The 26,915-nt window shown below is 55.8% G+C and carries 26 protein-coding genes; 13 read left to right on the top strand and 13 right to left on the bottom strand.

The features are described 5' to 3' along the window. The 7 genes from C8N45_RS19480 to C8N45_RS19450 form a co-directional block, all read left to right on the top strand. A partial coding sequence (locus tag C8N45_RS19480; RefSeq protein ID WP_309499228.1) for a CopD family protein occupies positions 1 to 951 on the top strand: 951 nt, incomplete at its 5' end. A gap of 227 nt (positions 952 to 1,178) precedes the next feature. After that, the gene (locus C8N45_RS19475) at positions 1,179 to 1,565 is read left to right on the top strand and encodes a Fur family transcriptional regulator (RefSeq protein ID WP_108388066.1); all 387 of its coding nucleotides are present in this window, start codon (positions 1,179 to 1,181) and stop codon (positions 1,563 to 1,565) included. A 32-nt stretch (positions 1,566 to 1,597) separates the two neighbouring features. Next, on the top strand, positions 1,598 to 2,191 hold the full coding sequence (zrgA, locus tag C8N45_RS19470; protein WP_108388064.1) for a zinc uptake protein ZrgA: 594 nt from the start codon (positions 1,598 to 1,600) through the stop codon (positions 2,189 to 2,191). Next, a complete protein-coding gene (locus C8N45_RS19465) occupies positions 2,192 to 2,893 on the top strand; it encodes an ABC transporter ATP-binding protein (protein WP_168769530.1) in 702 nt (233 codons plus the stop codon). Next, a complete protein-coding gene (locus C8N45_RS19460) occupies positions 2,890 to 4,140 on the top strand; it encodes an ABC transporter permease (RefSeq protein WP_108388062.1) in 1,251 nt (416 codons plus the stop codon). Before C8N45_RS19465 ends, C8N45_RS19460 begins: the two co-directional genes overlap by 4 nt. After that, complete coding sequence (locus C8N45_RS19455; protein ID WP_245882759.1) at positions 4,137 to 4,661, top strand: DUF3299 domain-containing protein; 525 nt, start codon at positions 4,137 to 4,139, stop codon at positions 4,659 to 4,661. The genes C8N45_RS19460 and C8N45_RS19455 overlap by 4 nt, the downstream gene beginning before the upstream one ends. Then, complete coding sequence (locus C8N45_RS19450) at positions 4,655 to 5,164, top strand: DUF3299 domain-containing protein (RefSeq protein WP_108388060.1); 510 nt, start codon at positions 4,655 to 4,657, stop codon at positions 5,162 to 5,164. Before C8N45_RS19455 ends, C8N45_RS19450 begins: the two co-directional genes overlap by 7 nt. A 434-nt stretch (positions 5,165 to 5,598) precedes the next feature. Here C8N45_RS19450 and C8N45_RS19445 read toward each other — a convergent pair whose 3' ends face one another. The 10 genes from C8N45_RS19445 to C8N45_RS19400 all read right to left on the bottom strand — a co-directional run bounded on the left by C8N45_RS19445 (position 5,599) and on the right by C8N45_RS19400 (position 14,833). Further along, positions 5,599 to 6,294, bottom strand: a complete 696-nt coding sequence (locus C8N45_RS19445; RefSeq protein ID WP_108388058.1) for an RraA family protein — start codon at positions 6,292 to 6,294, stop codon at positions 5,599 to 5,601. Beyond that, positions 6,291 to 6,983, bottom strand: coding sequence for an alpha/beta fold hydrolase (locus C8N45_RS19440; protein WP_108388056.1), 693 nt, complete (start codon positions 6,981 to 6,983; stop codon positions 6,291 to 6,293). The genes C8N45_RS19445 and C8N45_RS19440 overlap by 4 nt, the downstream gene beginning before the upstream one ends. After that, positions 6,980 to 8,098: a cobalamin-independent methionine synthase II family protein gene (locus C8N45_RS19435; RefSeq protein ID WP_108388054.1), complete on the bottom strand. Its 1,119-nt coding sequence runs from the start codon at positions 8,096 to 8,098 to the stop codon at positions 6,980 to 6,982. The genes C8N45_RS19440 and C8N45_RS19435 overlap by 4 nt, the downstream gene beginning before the upstream one ends. A 79-nt stretch (positions 8,099 to 8,177) precedes the next feature. Further along, positions 8,178 to 9,143, bottom strand: coding sequence for a cupin domain-containing protein (locus tag C8N45_RS19430; RefSeq protein WP_108388052.1), 966 nt, complete (start codon positions 9,141 to 9,143; stop codon positions 8,178 to 8,180). A 64-nt stretch (positions 9,144 to 9,207) separates the two neighbouring features. Beyond that, positions 9,208 to 10,176 (bottom strand): nuclear transport factor 2 family protein, encoded by a 969-nt coding sequence (locus C8N45_RS19425; RefSeq protein ID WP_108388050.1) that lies wholly within the window; start codon positions 10,174 to 10,176, stop codon positions 9,208 to 9,210. Then, positions 10,173 to 11,195, bottom strand: a complete 1,023-nt coding sequence (locus C8N45_RS19420; protein ID WP_108388048.1) for a LacI family DNA-binding transcriptional regulator — start codon at positions 11,193 to 11,195, stop codon at positions 10,173 to 10,175. The genes C8N45_RS19425 and C8N45_RS19420 overlap by 4 nt, the downstream gene beginning before the upstream one ends. Next, on the bottom strand, positions 11,195 to 11,959 hold the full coding sequence (locus C8N45_RS19415) for an SDR family NAD(P)-dependent oxidoreductase (protein WP_245882766.1): 765 nt from the start codon (positions 11,957 to 11,959) through the stop codon (positions 11,195 to 11,197). The genes C8N45_RS19420 and C8N45_RS19415 overlap by 1 nt, the downstream gene beginning before the upstream one ends. A gap of 23 nt (positions 11,960 to 11,982) precedes the next feature. Beyond that, positions 11,983 to 13,296 (bottom strand): histidinol dehydrogenase, encoded by a 1,314-nt coding sequence (gene hisD / locus C8N45_RS19410; RefSeq protein WP_108388046.1) that lies wholly within the window; start codon positions 13,294 to 13,296, stop codon positions 11,983 to 11,985. A 5-nt stretch (positions 13,297 to 13,301) separates the two neighbouring features. Further along, entirely contained in the window at positions 13,302 to 13,787 is a 486-nt protein-coding gene (locus C8N45_RS19405; RefSeq protein ID WP_108388044.1) for an ester cyclase, read from the bottom strand. Beyond that, positions 13,787 to 14,833 carry an ABC transporter ATP-binding protein gene (locus tag C8N45_RS19400; protein ID WP_108388042.1) on the bottom strand — a complete coding sequence of 349 codons (1,047 nt, stop codon included), beginning with the start codon at positions 14,831 to 14,833 and terminating at the stop codon, positions 13,787 to 13,789. Before C8N45_RS19400 ends, C8N45_RS19405 begins: the two co-directional genes overlap by 1 nt. A 263-nt stretch (positions 14,834 to 15,096) precedes the next feature. On the opposite strand from C8N45_RS19400, the gene C8N45_RS19395 reads away from it, so the two are divergent. The 4 genes from C8N45_RS19395 (at position 15,097) to C8N45_RS19380 (ending at position 19,338) form a co-directional block, all read left to right on the top strand. Beyond that, positions 15,097 to 16,344, top strand: coding sequence for an ABC transporter substrate-binding protein (locus tag C8N45_RS19395; protein ID WP_108388040.1), 1,248 nt, complete (start codon positions 15,097 to 15,099; stop codon positions 16,342 to 16,344). An 83-nt stretch (positions 16,345 to 16,427) separates the two neighbouring features. After that, a complete protein-coding gene (locus C8N45_RS19390) occupies positions 16,428 to 17,453 on the top strand; it encodes a carbohydrate ABC transporter permease (protein WP_108388038.1) in 1,026 nt (341 codons plus the stop codon). Positions 17,454 to 17,462: 9 nt separating this feature from the next. After that, positions 17,463 to 18,341: a carbohydrate ABC transporter permease gene (locus C8N45_RS19385; RefSeq protein WP_108388036.1), complete on the top strand. Its 879-nt coding sequence runs from the start codon at positions 17,463 to 17,465 to the stop codon at positions 18,339 to 18,341. A gap of 4 nt (positions 18,342 to 18,345) precedes the next feature. Beyond that, complete coding sequence (locus C8N45_RS19380) at positions 18,346 to 19,338, top strand: nuclear transport factor 2 family protein (protein ID WP_108388034.1); 993 nt, start codon at positions 18,346 to 18,348, stop codon at positions 19,336 to 19,338. Positions 19,339 to 20,111: 773 nt separating this feature from the next. Here the strand turns inward: C8N45_RS19380 and C8N45_RS19370 are convergent. The 3 genes from C8N45_RS19370 to C8N45_RS19360 all read right to left on the bottom strand — a co-directional run bounded on the left by C8N45_RS19370 (position 20,112) and on the right by C8N45_RS19360 (position 23,363). After that, positions 20,112 to 21,257: an NADH:flavin oxidoreductase/NADH oxidase gene (locus C8N45_RS19370; RefSeq protein ID WP_108388030.1), complete on the bottom strand. Its 1,146-nt coding sequence runs from the start codon at positions 21,255 to 21,257 to the stop codon at positions 20,112 to 20,114. A gap of 439 nt (positions 21,258 to 21,696) precedes the next feature. After that, positions 21,697 to 22,038: an STAS domain-containing protein gene (locus C8N45_RS19365; protein ID WP_108388028.1), complete on the bottom strand. Its 342-nt coding sequence runs from the start codon at positions 22,036 to 22,038 to the stop codon at positions 21,697 to 21,699. Between the two features lie 14 nt (positions 22,039 to 22,052). Further along, positions 22,053 to 23,363 carry a cache domain-containing protein gene (locus C8N45_RS19360; RefSeq protein WP_108388025.1) on the bottom strand — a complete coding sequence of 437 codons (1,311 nt, stop codon included), beginning with the start codon at positions 23,361 to 23,363 and terminating at the stop codon, positions 22,053 to 22,055. A 148-nt stretch (positions 23,364 to 23,511) separates the two neighbouring features. On the opposite strand from C8N45_RS19360, the gene C8N45_RS19355 reads away from it, so the two are divergent. Next, on the top strand, positions 23,512 to 23,946 hold the full coding sequence (locus C8N45_RS19355) for an amidase (protein WP_108388023.1): 435 nt from the start codon (positions 23,512 to 23,514) through the stop codon (positions 23,944 to 23,946). 59 nt (positions 23,947 to 24,005) lie between these two features. Continuing rightward, positions 24,006 to 26,348, top strand: a complete 2,343-nt coding sequence (locus tag C8N45_RS19350) for a mechanosensitive ion channel family protein (RefSeq protein ID WP_108388021.1) — start codon at positions 24,006 to 24,008, stop codon at positions 26,346 to 26,348. Positions 26,349 to 26,915: the final 567 nt, after the last annotated feature.

The raw sequence follows: 26,915 nt of genomic DNA, 5'->3' as shown, positions 1-26,915 counted from the left end.
ACTGGCGGGGCCTCTCTGCGGACGGCCACCCGATGCAAGGCACCTTCGGCTTCACGGTCTCCGAGTGATCGCGTGGAAGGTCTCGCCCCCATAGACGGTTGGACTGGCGTGGCCATTGCCTTCAAGGCGGCTGGCTACGCGGCTGCGCTGCTTGCCATAGGTGGCCCATTGTTTCTGGCTGCGTTCCCGACGGCCCATGCCGATGCGCGGCAACTCGCCCGCAAAATTGCTGTCATCGCGGCTCTGATCGGCATGGCCGTTCTGGCAACCCGGTTTGGTATCCGCGCGGCCCGCATATCCGGGATGGGCCTGTCAGGGGCGGTCGATCCGATGATGCTTGGCTTTGTCTGGAACAGCCCACTCGGAACAGCTGCGATCTGGCGCGGCGTGGGTGAGTTGCTGATAGTCGCCCTGCTGATCAAAGGGACAATCGGTCTGGCGGCAGGGCTCGTTGGGGCACTCCTCGTTGCCCTGTCCTACACCTTCATCGGTCATTCGCTTGGTGATCCCCGCTGGCTGCTGGCCGCTCTGTTAACGGTGCATCTGTTGACCGCCGCATTCTGGGTCGGGGCTCTGGCTCCACTGAGGCGGGCAATAAGCCTACCGGAGGGGGCGTCCCTTCTGCACCGCTTCGGAACCGTTGCCAGTGTCACTGTGGCATTTTTGGTGATCGTTGGCCTGGTTTTCGCATGGCTGATGACTGGTTCGCTCACCGAACTGTTGACCACTGCCTATGGCTGGACGTTGATCGCGAAACTTGCGGCGGTGAGTGGTCTGATGATCCTTGCGACGCTCAACAAATGGTGGCTCGTCCCTGCCCTCGCCTCTGGTGCGCCGGAGGCTGCGGGACATCTGCGCCGATCCATTCAATTCGAGGCCTTCGCAGTCCTTTTGATACTGATCGTGACCGCCGTTTTGACCTCCATCACGACACCTCCGGTCAACCTGTAAAAAGGAACTTGCACTGTCAAATGCGGGCGCATCGGGAGTCTGGCATGACCAGCGGGATTGTCGTTGTTTTCTGGCTCATCGAGATGCGAAGCCAACCGCGATCCGAAAAAAAGGGTTCAGACCTTCGCGGCAGTCGCTCTAATGACCTGAATGGAAGAATGAGGTAGCTTCAGCTTGCCGTTTGTTATTTTATAAAATAATAATTGCGAAACGACGGAGTCTGAGCGATGAGAAAACGTGCTGCAGCGAGGCAAACAGATGTCCTGAGCGTATTGAACGCTTGTGACAAACCTATGACGGCATATCAGATTCTCGAACAGCTTCAGACCAGAGAGCCAGATATCGCGCCACCAACTGTTTATCGGACGTTGTCGGCTTTGACAGATCAGGGGCGCGCGCACCGTCTTGAATCGATCAAGGCCTTTGTGCCGTGTCGTTGCAGTCATTTGGAAAGTGTCCCTGTTCTTGCAATCTGCGAGGATTGCGGATCGGTTGAAGAGCATGACGGCAGTGAACTCCTGCCAAAACTTACGGCCCTGACCGATCAAAGCGCCTTTCGGGCGGATCGCCATATCGTTGAAATTCACGGACAGTGCGAAGCTTGCTCTGCCTGATCCTTCTCACGTTCAATCATGCCGGACTAATCATGAAACAAACACTTTCTCTCATTGCTTTCGTTGCTGCCATACCAGCCTTTGCCCAGGAAACACGCCAGCTTGACGCCCATGAACATGGCGTCGGGATGCTGGACATTGCCATTGAGGGGACGACGGTAGCTATGGAATTTCATGCCCCGGGAGCAGACATTGTCGGGTTTGAATTTAAGGCGGAAAGTGATGCCGATCTTGCAGCACTTGATGCCGCGATTGCGACCTTGCGCTCACCGCTCGATCTTTTCGTCGTCCCAGGTGCTGCGGACTGCACCGTGACCGAGGCGCAGGCGGAGCTCGAAAGCGACGAGGAGAATGAGGATCATGGCGGAGAGCATAAAGATGATCATGCCGAAGACGACCATGACGATCATGGGCACGAAGACCATGCTGAAGAGGCAGGCCACACCGAATTCCACGCAGAGTATAGACTGACCTGCGATAATCCGGATGCCCTAAGCAAGATCACATTCGCCTACTTCGAGACGTTCCCGAATGCGCAAGAGGTTCAGGTGCAGTTGATCACGTCAGCGGGTGCACGGGCTTTCGAAGTGGAACGTGACACACCTATCTTGGATCTGGAACGCTGAATGCAGGTGGGTGATGCAGTTCTAGCACTCTCCAAAGTTGCCTACCGGTGGCCGGGGCGGACAGCATTCTCGCTGACCGTGCCTGATCTGTCGGTGGCAAAAGGTGAATCGGTTTTGCTGCTAGGCGAAAGTGGTTCGGGAAAATCGACACTCTTGTCTCTGATCTGCGGGACGGTCCTGCCGGATCGCGGCACAGTTAAGGTCGCCGGGACTAACATCGCTGGACTATCGGGTGCTGCGCGGGATCGGTTTCGGGCGGAACAGATTGGCGTGATCTTTCAGCAATTCAATCTGCTGCCATTTGGGTCTGTCGTCGACAATATCCTATTGCCGCTTCGTTTTGCCCCCGAGAGGCGCGCTCGAGCCGGTCATGCGGCGAGCGAGGCCGCAAACCTGTGCACAGCACTGGGTTTGCCAACAGACATCACCCAGGCCAAGGCCAACACACTGAGCGTTGGACAACAACAGCGCGTTGCCGTCGCCCGCGCTCTGATCGGGCAACCGCCTCTGATCGTCGCGGATGAACCAACCTCGGCGCTTGATGCAAACAGTCAAGTGGCGTTCCTAGACCTGCTGTTTGCCCAGACCGCGACCCATGGGACGTCACTCTTGATGGTCAGTCACGACCCGCGATTAGGTGAGCGTTTCGACCGAGTGATCAGCATGGAAGACATCGCGCTGATTGAAAGGGCAGCTGCATGACCCTGCGGCTTGCCTTAGCATCGCTCTTTGCGCGTGCCTTGACGGTGGGCATGACGATCCTTGCCATTGGGCTATCGGTCGCATTGTTCCTTGGTGTTGAAAAGGTGCGCACAGGAGCCAAGGCCAGCTTTGCAGACACGATTTCCGGCACCGACCTAATCATCGGGGCGCGATCCGGGTCAGTCCAGTTGCTCCTCTATTCAGTCTTCCGTATCGGCAATGCGACCAACAACGTTACATGGGAAAGCTATCAGGACATTGCAGACCGCCCCGAGGTTGACTGGATCGTGCCGATCTCGCTGGGTGACAGCCATCGCCAATTCCGGGTCATGGGCACGACACAGGCGTTTTTTGATCATTACAAATATCGGCAAGGCCGCGCGCTGGCGATGTCTGACGGGGTCATCATGGATGACCTGTTTGATACGGTCATTGGTGCCGACGTCGCCACGACACTGGGGTACAGCGTTGATGACCCCATTGTCGTCGCCCATGGGCTGGCATCCTTTACAGAGCACAAAGACCAGCCATTCCGCGTGTCAGGTATACTGGAAAAGACTGGCACACCGGTGGACCGCACCGTGATCGTCAGTATGGAAGCGATCGAGGCGATCCACGTTGACTGGCAGAGTGGCGCCCAGATCCCCGGCCAGTCTACGCCTGTGGATGTGATCCGCGGGATGGAGCTGACGCCCAAAGCAATCACAGCCGCCTTGGTCGGTGTCGAAAGCCCGCTGCAGACGTTTGCCCTGCAACGTGCGATCAACGAATACCCCGAAGAACCATTGCTTGCGATCCTGCCGGGTGTCGCATTGCAAGAGCTTTGGGGGATCGTCGGTATTGCCGAAACAGCGCTTTTGGCCGTCTCGGCGATGGTTGTCGTGACCGCGCTTATTGGCATGATGGCGACGATCTTTTCCAGCCTCAATGAGCGCCGGCGCGAAATGGCAATCTTCCGGGCGATGGGCGCGCGGCCAGCGACGATCCTTGGCATGCTGGTCTTTGAAGCCATGCTGATGGCCGCCTTTGGCGCTTTGCTTGGTGTTGCTTTGCTTTATGCAGGTTTGTTCATTGCGCAGCCAATCGTGGATAGCGCATTTGGCTTATGGTTGCCCATCGACGCGCCCAGTCTCCGCGAGGTCTATGTCATTCTTGGCGTTGTCGCCGCTGGCGCAATTGTGAGCATGGTTCCAGCCTTGCGAGCCTATCGCTTGTCTGTGGCCGATGGTATGATGATTAAATCATGATGAACTTTAAGAATACATCCTCGATCAATCGCCGCCAAATGCTCGGCGCGGCAAGTGTTTTGGTCCTCGGCCCACGCGCAGCCATGGCCGAGACTCCGCTTCCCGTGACCTGGGATATGTTGATCCCGCCCGGCGTGCCCTATTCCGAGATCATCGGGGAAGGCGACATGGATGAAGTCAACGATATCTGGAAACCCATCTACGACGCCAATGCTACCAAACTGAACGAAGCACTCGCTGGCGCCTACATCCGCATGCCCGGCTTCATCGTGCCGCTTGATCTGACGTCGGCAGGCACGTCTGCCTTCATTCTTGTGCCCTACGTGGGCGCATGCATCCATACACCGCCGCCACCACCAAACCAGTTGGTGTATACGACCGTCGATCCACCTCGGCAGATTGAGGACCCATGGAACGCTGTTTGGGTCACGGGGACAATGTCGACACAGCTTAAATCGACCGAAATTGCCGAAACCGGCTACGCACTTGTGGCAGACGAGATAGAACTTTTCACATGGTAATCCGTACTCTCAATCGACGCGCGCTCCTCGCAGGCTTGGCAACGACGGCGCTTTTGCCAAATGGTGTGCAGGCCGAAGAGGTGATCGACCTTGATTGGGAAGACCTGCTTCCTGAGAATCAAACAGCGATCCCAAACGACCTAAGGGCTTTTATCGATCATGACAGCGCGCCGCTTTCAAATCAGCAGCCCGCCTCAAGCGGAGTCCGGTTGGATTGGAACGGGCAAGTTGTCCGACTTCCCGGTTTTATCGTGCCGATTGACTATTCGGGCACCGGCGTCACAGCATTTATCCTTGTGCCCTATGTCGGTGCCTGTGTGCATGTACCTCCGCCTCCCGCCAATCAGCTGGTCTTTGTCACCACGGAAGAACCTTATGAAAGCGAAGGGCTGTTTGAACCGGTCAACGTGGTTGGTATGTTCGGCGTCTCTTCGATTTACACGGAGCTGGCGGAAATTGGCTATGCATTGTCGGCGGATCGGATTGAGCCTTATCGGACCTAATTCACACACCAATTGGCTGGATCATCAATGAACCGCCGACATCACCTGGCCGTTTTCCTTTTTTGCTTGCCCTCAGAAGCAAACATTCGTGGCGTTGCGGATTTTTGCCAAAGTGGGCTCAAACCGGTCGTCTGAGTTTCAGCCGAGGTGACTGAGCCCCCAACGGCGGCTGCGCGGACAAAGCAAGTAGCCCATTGCGGAAGTGTTGGATTCTTGCTGTGTGCGCTTGCAGCGCAAAAATTGCCGCATGGGCGAAAGACACCATGCGGCAGCACCGAGGGGGAACGGTAATTGGTGTGGCTCGCAACATAGTTCAGGCGTTGAACTTTCAGTTCACGGACGAAGTTGTTTTTCGCTGCGGATGAACGGCCGGCAACTTACGTTCTACCCGGCACTTTGATGCATGCAGTGCCTTCGGAAACAAATATGTGCAACTACGTTCGCGATTTTTCGAATGCCTCCCATGCCGCTTCGAAGGTTGCAAAATCAAATCCAGCTGCGCGTGCTGGACCTAGGATAAGCTGCTCCGTATCCTGCATCTTTCTGATCGCATCGGTAAGATGGTTCACGACCTCCGGCGGAACCACAACCGCGCCATGTCGATCAGCATGAATCAATTCGCCCTGCTTCACCGTCATGCCAAAAATTGTGACTGGGTTGCCAAGGTCTTTGACATGTACAAACCCGTGGCTTGGGCCGATGGAGCCGGCGATAACGGGATAACCTTCCGCCATGTCGCCAAGGTCGCGCATGACTCCGTTTGTTAGTGTGCCCGACAGCCCGAAACCTTTGTGGATCGTGGTATTCACCTCACCCCAGAAGGCCCCGATTGCGTCCGGGTAATCGATATCTTCGATGACGGCTACGCCCGGTTTGGGGGCTTCTGCCATCATCTTGTAATAGGCCATACGGCGGGCGCGAATAACATCGGGCGCTTCTGTAGGTGGTTCGACGGCTTTGATTTTCGCGGTGATTGCGTAACCGACGACAGGTGGATCGTCAGGAGCCGAGCACAGCATCGTGCCGCGCGTGAAGGCGTTAAAGCCACGCTTGCCCTGCGCCACTTCGATGGCATTGCAGACGGTGGGCGTGTCAACGGAGCGCAGGAGTTTCAGCAGAGTGTTGTTCATGAGGCCTCCAGCCAGCGGGCGATTGCCGCTGTGGTTTCGGTGGGTTGTTCGAGGGTCGGTAGGTGACCCGCGCCTTCGATGATCGTGAATTCTGCGTGTGGCATGAGGTCGTGCATCAACTGGTGTCTTGCGATGGGGCAAAGCCTATCATCGCGACCGCACAGGATGAGGGTCGGGATCTTGCTTGCCTCAAGCGTTTCAACTTGATTGGGTCGCGTTTGCAGCGCGCGCGATTGGGCCGCGAAGATTTCCGGGCCAAGGGTCTGGGCCATTTCCATACAAAGATCAAGGATTTCAGACCTGTCTGGGCCATCCGCAAGGTAATTGGGTTTCATCTCGTCGCGCATCACAGCGATCAGGTCGCCTTGTTGGACTTTGACAATTTGTGGTTCGCGTCGGGCGGCAACTTCTGGAAGTTCAGGCAGAGGGTTCGTGTCAAGGAGCGCAATACGCTCGATACGCTCGGGTGCTTGTCGCAAGATTTCCATTGCAACGATCCCGCCCATCGACAGGCCAGCCAAAGCGAAGACGGGCGGCGCGTCAGCAAGGATTGCAGTGGCGATATCACATATATCTTCACCGTTCATTGGCGCTGTCTGCACAACCCGTTTGCCAGAGAATGCGGCTATCTGTGGAAACCAAAGCCGCGCGTCACACATCATACCCGGAAGCAGAACCAGCGGTGTCATAACGCCAGCGCAGCCCCGTCGGCCAATGAGCGTAGCTTGGCATAAGCGATATCGGGATCGACCGAACCGAAACCGGCGAAGGTGCCAAAGCCGCAGTCAGATCCTGCAATGACTCGGTCCCCGCCGACTATGCCGATAAAGCGTTCGAGGCGTTGCGCAACCAGTTTTGGGTGTTCTACGAAGTTTGTCGTGGTGTCGACTACGCCAGGGACGAGGATTTTGTCGTCGGGGATGTCATTCTTGCGGTCGCGGAAGGTGGTCCATTCGTGGCCGTGACGCGGGTTGGATGTTTCAAACAACACATAGCGCGATTTCGTGGACATCAGCGTGTCAAAAACCTTCTCCATGCTGATATCGCAGCAATGTGGCCCTTCGTAATTGCCCCAGCAGATATGCACCCTCACTTTGTCCTGCGGGACGTCTGACAGCGCGTGGTTCAGCGCTTCCACATGGGCATTTGCGATCTTGACGAACTCTGCATCGGTGAGATCGGCAAACAGCATGTGTCGCGAGAGCGCCAAATCCGGGCAGTCCAATTGCAGATCCAGTCCCGAGGCCACGATAGTCTCATACTCGGCCTTCATCGCATCCGCCAACGCCGCCAGATAAGCCTCACGCGTCTTGTAGAAATCATTCTGCAAAAACAGCGCGATAACACCTGGTGACGCCGCATTCATGAAACCGCGCTCGACGCCATGGGTCGCCATCGCCGCCTTCAGGTTGGCGATGTCTTTTTTCAACTCGTCTTGCCCCTTCGATTTTACTTCGCCGACGCACATCGGTCGCGCATATTTCGGGGTGCCGCCGTCATCAGCCAGCCTTTTCAGAAAACCGGGGAACATTTTAAGATCAGCGGGCGCATTGCGCGGGCTGTCGCCGTCGAACCCTGTGTAGCGATCCTTGACATAGGTGGCATAGCTGATCTTGGAAGTTTCGCCATCCGATACGATGTCGATACCCGCCTTTTTCTGTTTGCCCACCGTCTCGGCTACGGCGGCGGTCATACAGGCGTCAAACTCCGACTGATCATAAGGTTGCAGGTTTTCACGGGCAAAAATGAAATCGACGACATCTTGCGTGCGCGGCAGAGAGCCGACATGGGTGGTCAGGAGCATGGTTCAATCCTTAGTTCTATGCGCCAAGACAGCGCTTTGATATATGCAGTCCAGGTCTTCCGGCTTTGCATCCATATCGTTACCCTTGCCAGGTCAATCCAGCCGGATCATCGGTGCCGACAATATGGTAAAGCGCAGCCTCGCCGGACATCACTGGCACGGCACTATGCGGCAGATTTTCCGGCACGCTCATTGTATCGCCCGGCGCAAGAGTCGCGCTGCCGCCATCCCAATCTACGCGCCAATGACCGGCAACCGGCATCAGAACCGACGGGCGATTGTGGCTATGCTTTGCCTCGGATGCGCTAGCGCGTGTTACAAAATCTACCTCAAAACCGGGCTTGTCGCGCAACAGGCCTGTCGCGCCGATGACCTTGCACGGTTTTTTGTCGGCCAAAGCGACCATATCCCAATAGCGTGCCACGTGGTTAGGCAGCACCTCGGCCGTCGTTGGCTCTGGCCGCTTGGCCAGTTCCTCGTCGCTCATCAGTGGCATGGGTTTCACACCGTCAGGCAGGCGTTGCTGTTTCTTGGTGTCGTAAAGCTTGCCGTCCTCGCCAAGCACAAGCCCGTGGTCAGCGGCATCCTCGATCACTTGCGGCGCCCACATGACACCCCCACCAGCATTATCGCCGCCCAGGATGGCCATGATCATCCCGTAGTCGGTGCCGATGTTCTCGAACCCACGGAAGATGCCCGTGGGGATGTTGAAGATATCGCCCTGCTCCAGCGTCACTTCACCTGCGTCGCCCCAACGGCCCCAAAAGAACCGCCAGCGTCCGGATAAAACGAAAAACGCCTCTGCAGTGCGGTGATCGTGCAGGCTGTTGCGGCATTTCGGAGGTTGCCCAGCCGCGCCGATGTTGAAACCGTGCGGGATGGAGATGTGGACGTGTTGATCTGGAGATTCAGACACGCCACCACCGATGATCGTGAAGTTTTCTTTCTGATCACTACCCGGTGTGTGGGCGTCGATGAAGGCGGTCTTGCACGGTTGCAATTCGCCGTAGCGTATGATGCGGGCTTCCATCTCTGCGGGTGTCATTGTCGTCTCCTCTGGGCGCGCGGCCCTTTATTCATTTGTCTAAAACAACGCACTGCGATGAGCCTCAGGCGGCGCCCATCAAGATTTGCTTCCAGACTGCAATTTCGTCGTAGAGCGCGAATTCACGGCGCAGGCCCCATGGTCCGAATTCTGCGTGACACATGCCCATCACATGCACCGGCGCGCCGGTCGGCGCGCCGAAACTACCCCAACCCTCGTGGACACCGTCAAGCGACCAGCGGATCGCGGCGCGGGGTGAGAGCATGTCGGCATCCATGCCGATCTGGTGGTGGATCTTGAAGATCGCATTGGGGAAAGAGGATCGCAGACCGACCCAGAAGGCCATGGAGCCTTCGCGCCCGATGGAGGTCTGTGCCCCTGCGTATTCCCCAATCACGGCACGATCAAGATTGCGATTAATCGCTGTAAAATCCTTATCCATGATCCGGGTTAGAATATCGGCGTAGCGTTGGCCCCACTGGTTATCATTGCCTGTACCTTTGTAGTCTCCCTGAACATCTATCGCAGGGGTGAAGGCGGGTTTGGCATTGCCTGGACCACCCTCTTTTTCAATCAAACCGGCGGCATATTCACGCGGGTCCATGCCGAGTTGCCGCACGATTCCGCCGTAGTCGCGGATCAGCCATTCGTCATAGATCGTGTCATTCTTGACCGCGCAATCGGCGATCACGCGCACGACCCACGGCTTGCCGGTGGCCGGGCCGAATTGACCATCCCGCGTATGTGTCGCCTTGGTCAGCAGGCGGTGAGAGGACAGAAAGCCATCATCTTCGTTGCCCGACCAGATGACGTCCTCGCCCAGAAGTTCTCGATCCGGGAATTCGTTGATCGTTGCCATTGTTGCGGCAATTGTCGCCTGATTACCGACGGCAACGCCCATGGGTGAGCGCACGGGAATGTCGGGCGCATAGTAATGGTTCAGCGTGCCGACACCGCGATCTTCCCAGATCTCTTTGGTAATGCCGATAATATAGTCGGGAAGATCTTTCCACTTGGCATTTAAGCCCTTCATGTTTCTTGTCCTTTGGGTTGGCGTGTGGAACTGCGTCTGATCAGAGGGCCGTCGAAAGCGACCCGGCGGGGCGCGATAACACCTTCATCAATTTGGGCGATCACCATGTCGACCGTTGCCTCGACCATCCGGTTGAGGGGTTGGCGCACGGTGGTCAGATCATATGAGGGCCACGCTGCAAGAGGGACGTCGTCAAAGCCGACGATTGCAACGTCCTGAGGAATTTTCAGCCCAAGCTCGTGGCGCAGCGTGTCCATAACCGCAAAGGCCATATGGTCATTGCCGACAAAGATCGCATCCGGCGGAGTCAGGGAATCCATCAAATCGCGCGTCGCCTGTGAGGCGGTATCGCGATTGTACATACCGTCGATGATTTGGTGTGGTTTGTGACCGTGTGCTGCGAGCCCTTCGCTAAATCCCCGGCGGCGATCACGGCCGGTGGATGACCCATCCCACCCGGAAATGTGCGCAATGCGCCTATGTCCGCATTGCACAAGGAACTCAGCGACCTTGCGACCCCCATTCACGTTGTCCGAGGTGACAGCGTTTACATCCGCACCATCCTGATCACGATTGAACATCACCACCGGGATGCCAGCCGCATTGCAGCGCACTGTCAGATCCGAAGTCACAGCAACCGAGGCCGTAATGATCCCGTCCACCTGGAAGTCGAGCAGATCGCGCATCACTTCCTCGACCTTCTCGGGGCTGTTTGTCGCTGTGAACACAAGGACATGATAGCCTTTTTCCTGCAACGCATTTGACAGATGTTCGAGCGCTTGCGGGTAAAACTGATTGTCGAGATAGGCCACGACCAGACCTATGATCCGGCTCTTGCCGGTAATCATCGTGCGGGCCACGCGGTTGGGCCGGTAGCCAAGCTCCTCTGCGGCCTTCCTGACCTTGGCGATCGTCTTGGCGCTGGCCGAGGCGCCTGGTGTGAACACGCGGCTGACGGCAGACTGGCTGACGCCTGCCCGTTCGGCCACTTGCAGCGATGTGATGCGCGCATGTTCCATCAGTCGGCGGTCCAACCTCCGTCGATCAGCAGATGTGTTCCGGTCATAAGTGCAGCGGCATCCGAGGCAAGGTAGACCACTGGCCCCATGATGTCGGTGACTTCGCCGACCCGTCCAAGCTTGATCTTTTCTTCCAGCCATTTGACCCGGTCGGGATTATTGAAGGTCTGTTCGGTCAAGGCTGTGCGGATGAAGGTCGGGCAGATCGTGTTGACCCGGATTCCCAGCGGGCCCCATTCGATTGCCATGGATTTCGTGAACCCCTCGACGGCGTGTTTGGTGGCGCAGTAAACCGCGCGGTCGATACCACCGACGAGTGCCATCTGACTAGAAATGTTGATCAGGCTACCGGGTTTACCTACAGCAATTAGCCCTTTGGCCACAGCTTGCGTGAGGAAATACGCACCTTTGATGTTGAGCGAACTGACAGCGTCAAAGTCAGCTTCGGTCGTGTCGATGGCCGGCGCATGACGCGCAAGGCCCGCAGAATTCACAAGAATGTCGTAGGGGCCGTGTTGAGCGACCTGTGCTTGTGTCCGCGATATATCGGCAACGTCCATCTGGAACGAGGTTGCGGCAAGACCCGCCGCCGTCATCAGGTCGACCGCCTGATCAAGTTTGTCAGTTGACCGCGCCGCGAGCGTAACCGCAGCCTTGGCCTGACCCAAGGCCACCGCACAGGCCAGACCAATCCCGGAGGACGCACCAGCAACAAGCGCGCGCTTACCAGTGAGGCTGAAGGACGGGGTTTGCGGCAGGCTCATCATGTGTTCGCGGACACCTGCCATTACTCTGCCGCAGTGCCGTAGGGCACGTTCTTACCACCGTAGCGACGGACGCGGACGTTGCATTGTTCGGCGTGACCAACAAAGCCCTCAAGCATGCAAAGCCGCGAGCCGTAGGCACCCATTTCCGCGGCGGCTTTGTCGGTTTCTATGCGCTGATAGCTGTGGGTCTTCAGGAATTTGCCCACCCAAAGCCCACCGGTGTAGCGGCCTGCTTTCTTGGTTGGCAGCGTGTGGTTTGTGCCGATAACCTTATCGCCGTTGGCGACGTTGGTGCGTGGCCCCAGAAAGAGCGCGCCGTAGCAGGTCATATTGTCGAGGAACCAATTGTCGCGGTCGGTCATGACTTGTACGTGTTCGCTCGCGATATCGTCGGCCACTTCGAGCATTTCATCATAGGTATCGCAGACGATGACCTCACCGTAGTCGTCCCATGAGGCGCGTGCTGTTTTGGCGGTGGGAAGGATTTGCAGGAGGCGCTCAATCTCTGCCATTGTCTCGCGTGCGAGTTTTTCCGAGTTCGTCAGCAAAACGGCTGGAGAGTTATAGCCGTGTTCGGCTTGGCCCAGCAAATCGGTGGCGCAGAGTTCGGCGTCGGCAGCAGTTTCATCGGCGATCACCATTGTTTCGGTGGGTCCTGCGAAGAGATCGATTCCAACGCGCCCGAAGAGCTGCCGCTTGGCCTCGGCAACGAAGGCGTTGCCCGGGCCGACGATCATATGCACAGGCGCAATACTTTCTGTGCCCAACGCCATGGAGCCGACCGCCTGCATGCCTCCCATGACGTAAATTTCGTGTGCCCCGCCCATCTGCATAGCCGCGACGATGGCCGGATGTGGTTCTCCGTTTTGCGGAGGCGCCGAAGCGATGATGCGGGGGACCTTGGCAACCGAGGCGGTAAGGACCGACATATGGGCCGAGGCCACCATGGGAAACTTGCCGCCCGGCACATAGCAGCCGACCGATTGCACGGGGATGTTGCGATGGCCCAGAAAGACGCCAGGTTCGGTCTCGATCTCAATATCCGTCATGGAGGCGCGTTGCGCTTCGGCAAACCGGCGGATTTGTTGTTGGGCGTATCTGATGTCCTCCATATCGCGCGCGCTGACCTTGGACATGGCCGCCTCAATTTCGCTCGCGGTCAGGCGGAAACTTTGGGGTTCGTAATTGTCGAATTTCGCAGACAGTTCGCGCACGGCTTTGTCGCCACGGGCTGCGATATCTGAAAGCGTATCTTCCACAATCTTGCGGACCTTGGCGTCGTCTTCCTGACGCTCGGTCTCTGGCTTGCCGTATTTGAGGTGTTTGATCGCCATAGTGCCTACTCCGGCTTTGGCGGCTCGACTGAGCCGTTGTCATAGTTTTCCCAGCCTTTGCCGTCGAAGACGTCAACGCCGAGCTGGAACAAAACATGGGCCAAATCGACCGACACAGGGTTGTCTGCGATGCGCCCGTCTTCGATGCGCCAGAAATCCATGTAGGGGATTTTGACCCGCTTGTTGGTCGCCGGGATGCCCATGAAAGTGCCTGAATGCAGCGCGTCGATGTGGCCAAAACAGGAGGCCCAATCGCCATCTGCCATGAAATGTTCCGTCTCGTATTTCCGGTCTGTGAAAGCCGCTCGCAGTGGAAACTGCCAGTTGCGCTGGAATTCCGCGATGCCGCGCTTCGTGCCCGAGCCCTGATTGCCACGCCATATGAAGTCTTCGGTAAAATACTTCGTCATGTCCATTTCATTGGCGGCAAGGCCTGCTTCCATCGCTTTGACGGCGGCAAGTGATGCAGCGGATTTTTCATCATAGGGCATCAGACGCGCTCTCCCGTTTCGGCGTCGAAGATATGGCAAATATCGGCGGGTATGTTCGCGTGCACGGCGTCGTCAATCTCCGTCCGGTATTCCTTGCCGGATTTGACTGACACAATTGTCCCGCCTGCGCGCATCGTGACCATCGTGGCCTCACCCAAGAGCTCAAGGGAATAGACCTGTGAATTCGCCTGCGCCGGACTGTCAGCCACGCTTGCGTCCTCGGCACGAAAGCCAAGTGTGACTTTGCCGGAATGCTGGGTTGGTAAGCCGAAGATACTGATCTTGTCGGCCGTGAAGGTCCCGTTTTCAAGCGTACCGTCGACAAGGTTCATCGCAGGAGAGCCAATAAAGCCCGCAACGAATGTATTTGCGGGACGATCATAGATCTCGGTCGGCGTGCCGACCTGCTGCACGACACCCTTGGACATCACAACCACACGGTCGGCCAGTGTCATCGCCTCGATTTGGTCATGCGTCACATAAATGGTGGTCGTCTTGAGTTCGTGGCTCAGGTTCTTAATCTGCGCACGGGTCGAAACACGCAGTTTGGCATCCAGATTGGACAACGGTTCATCCATCAAGAAGACATTGGGTTCGCGCACGACCGCGCGAGCCAAAGCGACGCGCTGTCGTTGGCCGCCTGACAGCTCTGCCGGTTTACGGTGCAGGAATTCGTCAAGCTCGACCATGGCAGAGGCTCGTTTGACACGCGCGTCATGCTCGCTCGCCGGAATTCCGCGCACCTTCAACGGAAAGCGGATGTTTTCGTAGACGTTCATATTTGGGTAAAGCGCGTAGGATTGAAACACCATCGCCACGTCGCGGTCTTTAGGGTCAAGGTCGTTGATGCGCTTGCCATCAACAAGGATATCGCCGCTGGACGCATCCTCGAGACCCGCGATCATGCGCATGGTCGTGGTCTTGCCGCAACCAGATGGACCCAACAACACCAGAAATTCCTGATCGGCAATCGTAAGGTCAAATTCCCTCACGCCAACAAAGCTGCCCCAGCGCTTGGACACTTTGCGAAGCTGAATTTCGGCCATGACCGACTCCCTTCATTGCATACGCTTGCAAAACAGTGACGCGAATCTTTTTTTCTGACAAGCCCCTATTTTTAAAGATTTTTGCCGCGCTGCAGAAAAATAAAAGCCTTGCCAAAAGGCCCAATGGGCGGATTAAATTGCAAACGTATGCAAGTTAATGGCGATTCGCGCGACTCGGCCACCATACGACTAGGTAGTCAGGTGGCTGCTTAAAAAAGGCGCCGGACAACCGGCTCGAACGCAAAACCGGGAGGTTCTTTCGAATGAACATGATTAAGACTGCACTGCTAAGCACCGCGATTACGGCCGTGGCAAGCACGACCGCGATAGCTGGCGGCCACGGGTGCGCGATGGATGCCGGACGGATCAGCATCATTGGCAATGAGTTCCCAGCGATCCAATCCGTCGCTGCTTTGGCGCTCGAGTGCGCTGCCAGTGCCGAGACCGCATCAAACCTCACAGCGGATCACCAGACACTGAACGTTGCGGGTATGACAGGCAATCCGGCCGAGTATACGTCAGCTATCGTTGCCAACTCTTCTATTGTTGCCCTGATCAACGAAGATGTTATCCAGCCGCTGGACGCTCTGGTTGCCGAATACGGTGCCGACATTCCAAGCCAGCAGTTAATCACCGTGAATGGTCAGATCATGGCTGTCGCGTTCATGGCGAATGCGCAGCACCTCGTGTACCGCAAGGACGTGCTGGAACAAGCTGGTCTGGACGTTCCGACGTCATATGAAGAAGTCCTTGCTGCTGCCGCGAAAATCCGCGCAGACGGCATCATGGAATACCCTGTTGGCGGTGCTTATGCAGCGGGTTGGAACCTCGCCCAGGAATTCACCAACATGTATATCGGCACCGGCGGTCAATTCTTTGAGCCGGGCACGGCCAACGTCACGATCAACAACGCGCAAGGTGTTGAAGCGTTGGAAATGATGAAAGCTTTAACTGCCTACATGAACCCTGACTACTTGACACATGACAGCAACGCGACTTCTGCCGAGTGGGAAGCTGGCAACGTGGCATTGATGAACATGTGGGGGAGCCGGATAGGTGTTCTGATGGACGATGAAGGTTCCGCACCTGAGGTGTATGAAAATACCGTCGTGGGCGGACCGCTGACAGTCGGCGACAGCGGCGTGCCCGCCACGACACTATGGTGGGATGGCTGGACCGTAGCCAAGAACATCAGCGACGAAGACGCTGCGACGACGTTCCAGGCACTGGCCCACGCAACATCGCCTGCCCTGCTGAACGACGAAACAATGTCGCAAGCAGTCTGGCTGATGGACGGCTTTGAGGCCCAACCAGTGAATGAAGGCGTTTTGGCTTCGGTCGCCGCGGGATCAACACCCTATCCGATGGTTCCCTTCCAGGGCCTGCTACACTCGGCGCTGGGTGATAACCTTGCCGACTTCCTGCAAGGCAATGAAAGTGCCGAGCAGACATTGGCAGACGTCGAAGCAGCCTATACTGCGGCTGCGACTGAACAGGGGTTCCTGCAATAAACCTTGCTTCTGGCACGGGGCTTTCCTTGGCCCCGTGCTCCCCATTTCCCTTTATCATTTAGAAAGCCGGGGCCGAGATTACGATGAAGCACAAATCCTTCTTTTGGTTCGTATTGCCATCGGTCATCCTGATGCTTTCGTTCATTGCGTTACCCATCGTTTCGGTCGTCACGCAATCGCTTTATACTCAACACGAGCAGGTCATCATTACCGTCGAGAACTGCGGCCCCTTTGGCTGCACCGAGGCCCAATCCGTTGACCAAGTCGCAACCCAAGCCCTGCGCGACGCAGAGCCGTTGGGTAAATTTGCGGGCTTGGACATCTATAAAGACCGCAACCACCTCGCGGTATCAGAAGTGGCCAGCGCATGGGGCAGTACCAACAGTTTCCGTGAGTTCTGGAATACGCTCATGAACCTGCCGTTCTACGGCGCCTTGGCTTTCACATTGGTTTACACCGCAATCGTGACGCCGATGACGATCATTTTGGGCTTCGCAGTTGCAATCGCCATTAACTCTGTAGCGCGGTCGCTGCGTGGGCCAACGATCTTTTTCTCGCTCTTGCCGATGATTGTCACCCCGCTTGTCGGCGCGCTAATCCTGTTTTGGATGGTGGACGCCCGGGGGATTCTTGGCACAGCGCTACAATGGCTGGCAAACGACCCTTCACTGTCGGTGAAAGCCTCCACCCCGCTTATGTGGATTATGCTGATGGTGTACGGCACGTGGAGTTCGATCCCATTTGCCTTCATCGTTTATTATGCGGGCCTGCAGACCGTAAACCAAGATACGCTCGAAGCGGCCATGATCGACGGCGCTAGCCGGTGGGAACGGATTAGATACGTCATCATTCCTCATTTAGCACCGCTGACCATCTTCATCGCGCTGATCCAATTGATGGATAACTTCAGAGTGTTTGAACCCATCATCTCGTTTCAAGCGCAGGCACATGCGCGATCGCTGTCTATCGCGATTTTCACTGATCTTGGAGGGGAGACGCGCTTGTTGTCATCAGCCGCGGCTACATCCGTTTTAACTATCGTCTTTGTCGCCATCTTGTTGTCGCCCGTCCTTGTTCGGACGTGGCGCGACTTCGGCACGCAGAAGTAAGGGAACGCCATGTCTATAGCCGCCCGCCGCCCGCTCACGGTCAAGTTCCTCGCCACCAGCTTTTTGATGCTTTGGCTGATCCTGGCCGCCTTTCCGTTCTTATGGACGCTTTGGGGGTCTTTCAAAGTAGAGGGGGATTTCTTCTCAAAGGCAGACTGGGCCAATTCAATTTTTGGCACGCTGACACAATCTGAAACGGGCGGATCATATACTGGCGCGGGATACTATGGCGCATGGATTCAGGAGGAATTCTGGCGGGCGGCGCTCAACACAGCGATTGTTTGCGTCTGCGTCGTCACGATCTCTTTAACGTGCGGCACCTTGGCAGCTTACGCGTTGTCACGCTCGCCGTACCGATATGCCTTTTGGCTTCTTTTGTTTGCCTTGATCTTCCGCGCAACGCCACCGATCATTCTGGTCTCTGGATATTTGCTACCATTCTTCGAGTGGAATCTTTGGGGGCACCTGAGCACTACGATTATCGTACTAGTCGCGATCAATCAGCCATTCACACTGTGGATGCTGCATTCCTTCTTCAAGAACATCCCAAAGGATCTGGATGAATCCGCAATGGTTGACGGCTGCACCCGATTTCAGGCATTTCGCCATGTGATCATCCCTGTTATGTGGCCAGGTGTTATCACAACAGGTCTGTTCAGCTTTCTGCTGGCTTATAACGACTTTGCCGTAACATCGATGCTGCTCAGCAAGGAAAACCAGACAATGGTGCCAAAGCTCGCGTCCTTCTTGGGCACGACCCAGACTAAGGGGAACGTCATGTTTGCGGTTGCCGCCGTGGTCTCGATTACTGCTCCACTGTTCGTGATGATCATGTTCTTCCAACGCCAGATTGTTTCAGGGCTGACGGCCGGTGCCGTCAAAGGATAATAACGTGACTACATTTCAAGATGCCAAGCGCGTCGTCCGTGCCCATCACGCTGACCTCAAAGCAGCAGGCCCGGGCGATATCTCGGCTGCATTGGCGAAGAATACCGCGCGGAACTGGCACTGGCGCGGGATGCACCCGTTTCATGAGCAACATGGGGCTGCAGCGGTTGCCGAAGTTTTTTACGAACCGTTGTTGCAAGCTTTCTCCCGCTTCCAACGGCGCGAGGACATATTCTTTGCTGGACTGAACGATTGCGACAACCAGTCAAGCACATGGGTCTGCTCAATGGGTCATCTGATGGGCCTCTTTGATGCACCTTTTATTGGGATCAAACCAACCGCGCGGATCGCAATGCTGCGCTATGCAGAATTTCACCGGGTTGAAGGCGGCAAGATCGTCGAGACGTCGCTGTTTGTCGATCTCTTGCACCTCATGATGCAAGCGGGACAATATCCCCTACCGCCACAAACCGGGGCACACCTCGTACAACCGGGTCCGATGACGCATGACGGGTTACTTTACCACGATTCCGAACCAGCCCAAGGCAGTCAGACCCTTGGCTTGATCAATCGCATGATTGGCGACATCAATGCCCACGAGAAGTATCAGACCCGCCAAGAAGAACTCGCCCAATGCTGGCATGACGACATGATTTGGTGGGGGCCCGCTGGGATCGGGGCAACCTACACGATTGACCGCTATATCGATCAACATCAGATGCCTTTCCGGACCTACATCAAAGACCGCATCTACAACGGGCATATCTGCCGTATCGCGGAAGGCGAATTTGGCGGTTTCTTTGGGTGGGCGAACCTGACCGTGACCAATGCAGGCGGCTTTATGGGACTACCAGCAAGCAGTCCCTCTGAAATGCGCGTGGTAGATATCTACCGGCGTGACGGCGACAAGCTTTCCGAAAATTGGATATTCATTGACATGCTGCACTGGCTCAATCAGCAGGGTCTGGATGTCTTGATGCGGCTGAAAAGCACTTGAAAACTCCGAACCCTACGCATTCCAAAAGCGATGGGGCACTGTCAGATTAAGATTGCTTTAGGCACTGTCAGACAAAATCCACTTGCGCCGCTTTGGACACCACCGGCAGTTCTTGAAGTTCTGTGGTATGGACTTGGCAACCATCTAGCAACAACGACATCGTGGACTTTCGAGTTATTGCATTCAAGGACCAACGCATCGGTTACATGCGCCGAGCACTATAAGAAAGACTGGGGTTTGTGCACTGAAAAGATGACTTCTTATTCTTCCAACAATTGGCCCTCAGTGCCATGTACTAGCGTGTGGATTGCATCTGAGACCTCGATAAAGCCGGGAGGGAAGCCAAAGCCGCCAGTAATCCTGACTTCTCGATCACCGCCTACGACGCGCAAGCTCCAGCTATTGCCATCCATGACGGGCAAAAATGATTCAGTCGTCCAGCACCAGGCCTCATATCGGTCCATCACCTGATAGAAAGCTGCCCAGTCTGCGTTGGTCGGCTTACGTGAGCCAACAAACTCACGCGTCTTGCTTCCATCAGGGTGTCGGCGATGTCGGAACCGTCTTATCGTGCCATCCGCGTATGAGCGGTATTCGTCATCTACGAGGTCAAAAATATGTCCCCAATTCGGCCGCGTTCGGTATCGAAGAAATCGCTTCATCATCGCCCAGTGCACTCCTGCTTGGCTTCATGGGTACCTAGAGGTGACCACGGCAGATCGCTGGCATTTGTCGAGCCTCGGAAGGCAGAGTATCGACGTGGCATAGAGAACCTACTTCGGTTGATAGAAGTCAGAGGTCTGCTGCCGCCCAGCCAACCACCAGCCTGACTGTTGGGGCCAAGTTTCAAATAGAGTGTCATGGCCAAGAGTTTGCGCTGCATGCAGCGCCCACATGGGATCGACAAGCGCTTCCCGGCCGAGTGCAACCAGATCAGCTTGGCCTTTGGCAAGAATGTCCTCAGCTTGTTCCGGGTGGGTGATGAGTCCGACGGCCACAGTCGTTATATTGGCCTCCCTGCGAACCCGCTCTGCATAACCGACTTGGAAGCCAGGCTGACGCTTCTGTCCGCTACTCGCAGTTGCGGCACCACTAATACCGCCGGACGAACAGTCGATGACATCAACCCCAATCTGTTTGAGTTCTTGCGCGAGCACGACAGTGTCGTCCAGCGACCATCCTTCAGGCGGGCCATCAACTGCGGATGTGCGGAAGAACAGCGGCAATTCACTTGGCCAGGTGGAACGCACTCGTTGCGCAACCTCTAGTGCCAGCCTCATCCGCCCAGATAGATCACCGCCATATTTGTCAGAGCGTTGGTTGGAGATAGGCGACAGAAAACTATGGATAAGATACCCATGTGCGCCGTGAATTTCCGCAATCTTGTAGCCAGCGGCAAGGGCGCGCCGCGCGGCAGACGCATAATCGTCGATAAGGGAGCCAATCTCGGTTTCTGAAAGTTCGTGCGGGACGGGCCAGCCTTCAGCAATAGGCAAGGCGGATGCTCCGACTGGCGTCCACGGCATATCGCCGCGCTCTATATCTTCTTGGTTCAGAGGGCCGTTTCCGAACCACGGCCGCTGCATGCCGCCCTTGCGGCCCGCATGACCCAACTGGATCGCAGGTATGGCACCATTGCGCAGCGCAAATTGTGCGACCCGTGCATGCCCGGGTATTTGGCTGTCGGTCCACAGACCTGGACATCCGTGCGTGATCCGACCGCATTTTTGAACTGCTGTTGCTTCTGTAAAGACAATACCGGCGCCTCCGATGGCGAAACGCCCCAAGTGTACCAGATGCCATTCATCCATATGCCCCTCGTGCGCGGAATATTGGCACATAGGCGAGATCACGACGCGGTTGCGTGTCTCGAGGCTACGCAGCTGCAGGGGCTGAAAAAGGTGAGGCGCGGCAGTCATGTTGTCTCCGATGCTTTGGTGTTATTTTGCCACATCGCGCGATGCTTGTCTGTCTTCTGTTCTCTAGGGTCAGGACTTCGGTAACGCCAGCCCTGCTTTGTTCAGGGGCGGTCCGGCACTCGCACCTGATTCTGTTCATCTCAGTGCCGCGTTTATCAGCCAGAACTCTTTGAACTCGGTGATTGGGTATATGGTGGTCGCACTACACTACGTGAAGGTCATAAGGCGATATTGGTATTCGAGAGCCTAATGGAAATTGGGGAATAATTGGGGAACGAAAAGCGCATACATCATGTAAGCATCTGTTTGTGTATATTTTTTAATATATATGGTTCCCGGGGGCGGAATCGAACCACCGACACGAGGATTTTCAATCCGTGAGCTGGCCGATTTCGAAGAAGCTCGCCAGAGGTCCTAAAATAGGCCGTCTGGTTTGTCGTCAATGAAAAGCTGATACGGCTTCGGCCTCACTCTCGTGAAGCTGAATGAGATCGACGAAGCCAGAAGTCTTCAAGATGTCCGAAACCGTCTCGTTTGCCTCACACATTCTCAACTGACCGCCGCGCCCTTTCAGCAACTTTGCTGGAACCAAGATACTGCGCAAACCGGCACTAGTGATATATTCTAGCCCTCTAAGGTTCAAAAGCATCTTTTCCACACCGCCCTCCACCATCTTGACCAAACGATCAGAGACTTCACCATGGGTCGTGCTGACCAGTTGGCCAGATAGATAGACGACAGTGATCCCCGCAAACTCTTTGGTTTCTATCTCGATATTCATTGTCTTGCTTTACCTCAGGTCTTCTTGTTCATCGGTGGTGGTATCCGCCCGAGCGCAACTGCGGAGTCGCGAACACCCGCCAGTGCTTCCGCTTCATCAATTTCGCTTAGTATTGCCCAGTCTAAACCGGGTATTGCCAGAGGTCTGTAAGATGAGAGAACACGAACTCCACGATAATCGTTCGCTTCACTTTCGCCGGTGATGCCAGAAACAGCTGCAAGACCGGGCTCTGTTTGGACAGCCAACCTACCAATTACCGAACCAAATCTATCGATCTCAGCAATGGTTTCCTGACCCCCACCAGCCTCCGCAATCTCCTCCAAAAAATTTGTTTTGCCCTCGATATAAAACCGAGACTCATTACGCATCAGCAGATCATGACCAATAACGTAGGTTTCACCAGTCTGTCCAAGGCCCACGTCACTCCACAAGCCAAAGTTGGTCATGAGAGAATCAATTCGGCTGGAAGGCAATTGAACGGCAATAGCACCAACAACTGCTTCTCCGAGAAAGATCGGAGCTGCCATGAAGGCGGCCTGAGCGCCGTATGAGGGCAAATAGGGAGCATAGTCTTCGATCACCGGCTCAGCGCTTAAGTCGGAGTTCAATGCGCTCAAAGTGACTGTCGCAAGATTGCTGCTCGAGTAGGGCCCACTAATCAAGGATGTCGCAAAGTCCGTTTCCTTGAATACGGAATAGACAATCGTGCCGTTCCTATCGATGAGAAAGATGTCGTAGAATCCGAATTCCTGTTGAATGCTGGAAAGGTAGGGATGAATCTCGTCATGGACTGCGTCATAGCGTGAGCCATCTTGAACACTACTTAGCAAATGTTTTGATCCAACATTATTTGGGTTGTCCGCAATATATTGGTGTTGAAGTAGGAGTGTTCGCGGATCTTCCGGCCAATATCTCTCCAATAGCGGCGTGGTTTGAGTCAGATCATCAAGTCTAGAAAGATACTCCTCAGAGTAGAAAGAGCGAAGCTGGCTGAAATCGTCCTGCATAAGCGCTGCGTAGAGCGGGTTTTCTTCTGCCGATGCGAAGGCGGTTTCCAGCTCTGTTATTTGCATTGCTATTAGAGGGTTTCGAGCCAAGCTCACCAGCTGGGACCGAATGATCGAGAAATAATTCTCCAATTCTTCCGCTTTTAGCTCTCTGACTGCAGTTAATCTTTCAAAAGCGGAATGCCGTAAGGCGTTGCCGCTAATGAATGATGCTATAAGCCAGCTTACCAACAAAGATGTAGTCGCAATAAAGACAGCGAAAAGCACAAGCTTTGATCGCAGCCCAAAGCTTCGTTGGTGCGCCTTCACAATGGTCATTTGTCAGCTACGTGCATCGTCGGAGGATGTGTCCGTTACTGTATAGGGTGAGGGGGCCGAACTCGTCATTCTTGACCCCAGAAACGCACCAAGGTTCCCGCTGCAAGCGCTTCTTGTCCCCAGCTTTCAAATTGACCTGAATGATTACTTGGGAACGCATTTTGCGGGTTCTAAAGCGACAAGCGTTGCTGATATCGTCCGGTTCAATACCGAAAACCCCGAGGTCTATCAGCCATATGGGCAACAGTACCTCGAAGCATCATCCGAAAGCACTGTCACGGCAGAGGACTATCGCGCAGGCGCTCTGCAACTCAGATCTGCTGCTGCTGCGTATCTTGATGATCTTCTTTCAGAACATGACGTGGACGCCATCGTCGGCATAGGGAACAACCTTTCCGGGGTCTATCCAACCGCGGGGCATCCTGCTGTAACGGTCCCGGACGGAGTCAACAGCGAAGGAATCCCCTTCGGCGTAACCTTTGTTGGCCCATATCTTGGCGATGGGGACGTGTTGGGGATGGCGTATGCGTTTGAACAGGTTACAAATGCTCGCGTCATCCCTCCCACCGGATTTGTCCGGTGACGCACTCCGACACGCTCACCTCAACTGTCCGTTGCAACGACAAGGATACACAAAACGTCATGACCGCCCTGATCAAGCAGGACAGCAACCGCGCAAATCCAGGTGGGCCAATTCGCCTTGTCTACGCTCTCATCCTAGCCTGGATTTTTTTGCTGATAACCATGATTGCTGCACTCGCTCAGGCGTCCCCCGACTGGTCGGGGCGCTGGGATACATTCTGGCGCGACGGAGCGGCGGTCATTGAGCTAAAGGCGGACGGCAATACTGTTACCGGAACGTATGAGCCCAGCGGAGGCCGGATCGAGGGGCAGGTTGATGGCCACGTCCTGCGCGGGCTTTGGATTGAAGGTGACGTCAGCGGAGGCCTGATCTTCGCGCTCTCAAACGATGGGCAGAGTTTCACCGGGCGCTTCGACACCGGCGAGTGGTGGAACGGACGCCGATCTGACGCGGCAGTTCAGCGCTTGATCACGGGCGACGCCTCCCCGCGGGAAACGCTGCAATCGATCGTAGCGTCGCTGAGCGATTTTCTGGTCGGCGGGGATGTGGAGGCCCTACGCTTTGCCCGGACGCTTCTGGTATTCGAAGGCGATGATGCGCCAGCAAATACGTTGCGCCATCGCCAAGCTATGCTTTGGGACATTATGGATCTGTCGACATTCCGGGTCTACGACGCGCCTGCGCGTCCCGAAGCCGACACCGCCATGTTCACAATTGGGCAAGATGGGACCGAGGCATCCTATGACTTGCGCTTCGTTCAGGCGGACGATAGCGGTTGGAGACTGATTGTGGAGGACGCCGAAACGCTGTCCGCGACCATCAGGCGCTATCTCAACGCACTTGGGCAGCCCAATGTTGCTGCAGCCAAGGCCGCCATGGAGCATTCCCCGCGCGGCGTCATGGAGCGGTTTCTCTTCGGCGTTCAAGATTGGGAGGGACCGGGACGGGACGACGTCTTGTCGACGCTGGACCTGTCCATGCTGCCGGACCACTTGCACAGGGCCGAAGGTCCGTTGCTGGCGGACTACCTGAAGAATGTTCTGGACCGCGCTGGCTTCATCTTTCTTCAAGAGATTCCCAACAACCCAAATCGGACAACGCCCTATGTCCACTATGCGCATCCTCTTGGCGACATCGTCATCACGCGCATGACGACGGAGAATGAAGATGCGCCCAACCAATGGGCTTTCGATGCAGAAACACTTCGCAATTTGCCTGCGCTTTATTTGGCCATGCAGAACCTTCCGATGGCCGAAGGCATCCCACAGAGCGACCCGCTGACACAGTACTTCTCTCTGCGAGAGCGTATCCGGGATATGTCGCCCGCCCTTCTGAACCGTGTTGTGATTATAGAAAACTGGCAATGGCTTGCGATCCTTGTGATGGTTGGAGTGGCTGCCATTGTCGTTGCATTGCTCGGTTTGCTGGTTCCAAAGGCACGGACCAAAACCGACGACGGAGACGGCGGCGACGACAACGGAGCAGCCGAGACTATGACGCCTCAGGGTGACGCGTTGGTTCAGGCGGCAAGGCTGACTTCGGGAAGTCTGATCCTTGTTTGGGGCTTTGGTGTCACTGGTATTATCGAGACGCCGCTCGCAGTGCTGCACACGCTCGCCTCCGTGACGGCGGTTATCGGCGCGACCTGGTTCGCAATCCGCACGACTGGCATATTAGGAGCCGTCCTTCAGCGCAGAGCGGAGTCGACCGTGAGCTATGCCGATGAGATCGTAACCGCGATGGCGATCGGCATCATCAAGCTGGCTTTGCTGACGGTTGGTCTGCTTCTTCTGGCCGAAATCATCAATCTTCCCTACGAAGGCGTTCTGGGCGGGTTGGGTGTCGGCGGCCTCGCACTGGCATTCGCAGCGCGGGAGACAGTGTCCAACGTGCTCGGCGGCATACTCCTGCTGACCGACCGGCCCTTCCGGCGTGGCGATCTGATCGAAACGGACGGTCAACTCGCAACGGTTGAGACAGTTGGCATAAGGTCGACGCGCCTAAAACGGCTAGACGACACGGTAATGATCATCCCAAACGCGCAATTGAGCGATCAGGTCATTGTGAACTGGGGATTGCGCGCACGTCGCCGTATCGACCTTTCCATTGGACTGACCTACGACACACAGCGCCCGCTCCTAGAGCAGTTTGTAGAAGACGTGCGGGGTGTCATTTCCCGGCACCCGAGTGCTGACGCCAACGACTGCTACGTAGGGCTAAAAGACTTTGGACAGTCCGCGATAGAGATTGAATGCCGGTGTTTTGTCTTCGTGTCCAACTACGACGACCAAGTTGCAGTTCGGTCTGCACTTGTTGCCGACATCGTTGATCTTGCCAAGCAGGTCGGAGTGAGCTTCGCCTTCCCGACCAGGACGATTCATCTCGTCAAAGAGGAGGAGTGAGATAGTTAGGGTTTCCTAAAGGCTTCTTCTGTCTGTTCTGTCCACAAAGCACGCCTCGCCACCCTTCGAGCAATTCGAAGACCCAAGTACTCTGCGCTGAATGCTGCCCCGCTACAATGCAATGGACGCTTAGAATTCTCATTCGATTGAATGTCGGCCCTCGACCAGACCATGTGTTGAGCTCGCTAACGCAGCGAAGGTCTGCTTTCCGCCCTCTGAGCTGGGCAAGGGACTGCTGGACCACTGCCGCTTGGAAAAACCTCAACTTGCGAGAGTTGGATGTCGATTCCACTTGCCCAAATGCGACCGTTGTCGAAGTGTTTAGGTTGTACTGAGAAAAACCCAACGCTGGCAGTGCCTTACAAGAAATTCACTAAATCGGCGCAGTCATCAGGTTCAGAGAATATGAGTGCGAGAGAACGCATTTGGGCCGATAAGCACATCTGTTGGTGAATTGCCCAACCCGCTTAACACCGCACTATAACGCAAGAATCCGGTTCCAGCCGGATCGAGAGAACAATTTCTCAAGAGCATGTGGCGGACAGACAGTCCGCCTTTAGATTATCC

It is taken from the genome of Yoonia sediminilitoris (assembly GCF_003058085.1).
GTDB classification, from domain to species: Bacteria; Pseudomonadota; Alphaproteobacteria; order Rhodobacterales; family Rhodobacteraceae; genus Yoonia; species Yoonia sediminilitoris.
The sequence above is the reverse complement of the archived record's forward strand: the minus strand, read 5'-3'. Positions and strand labels throughout refer to the sequence as shown.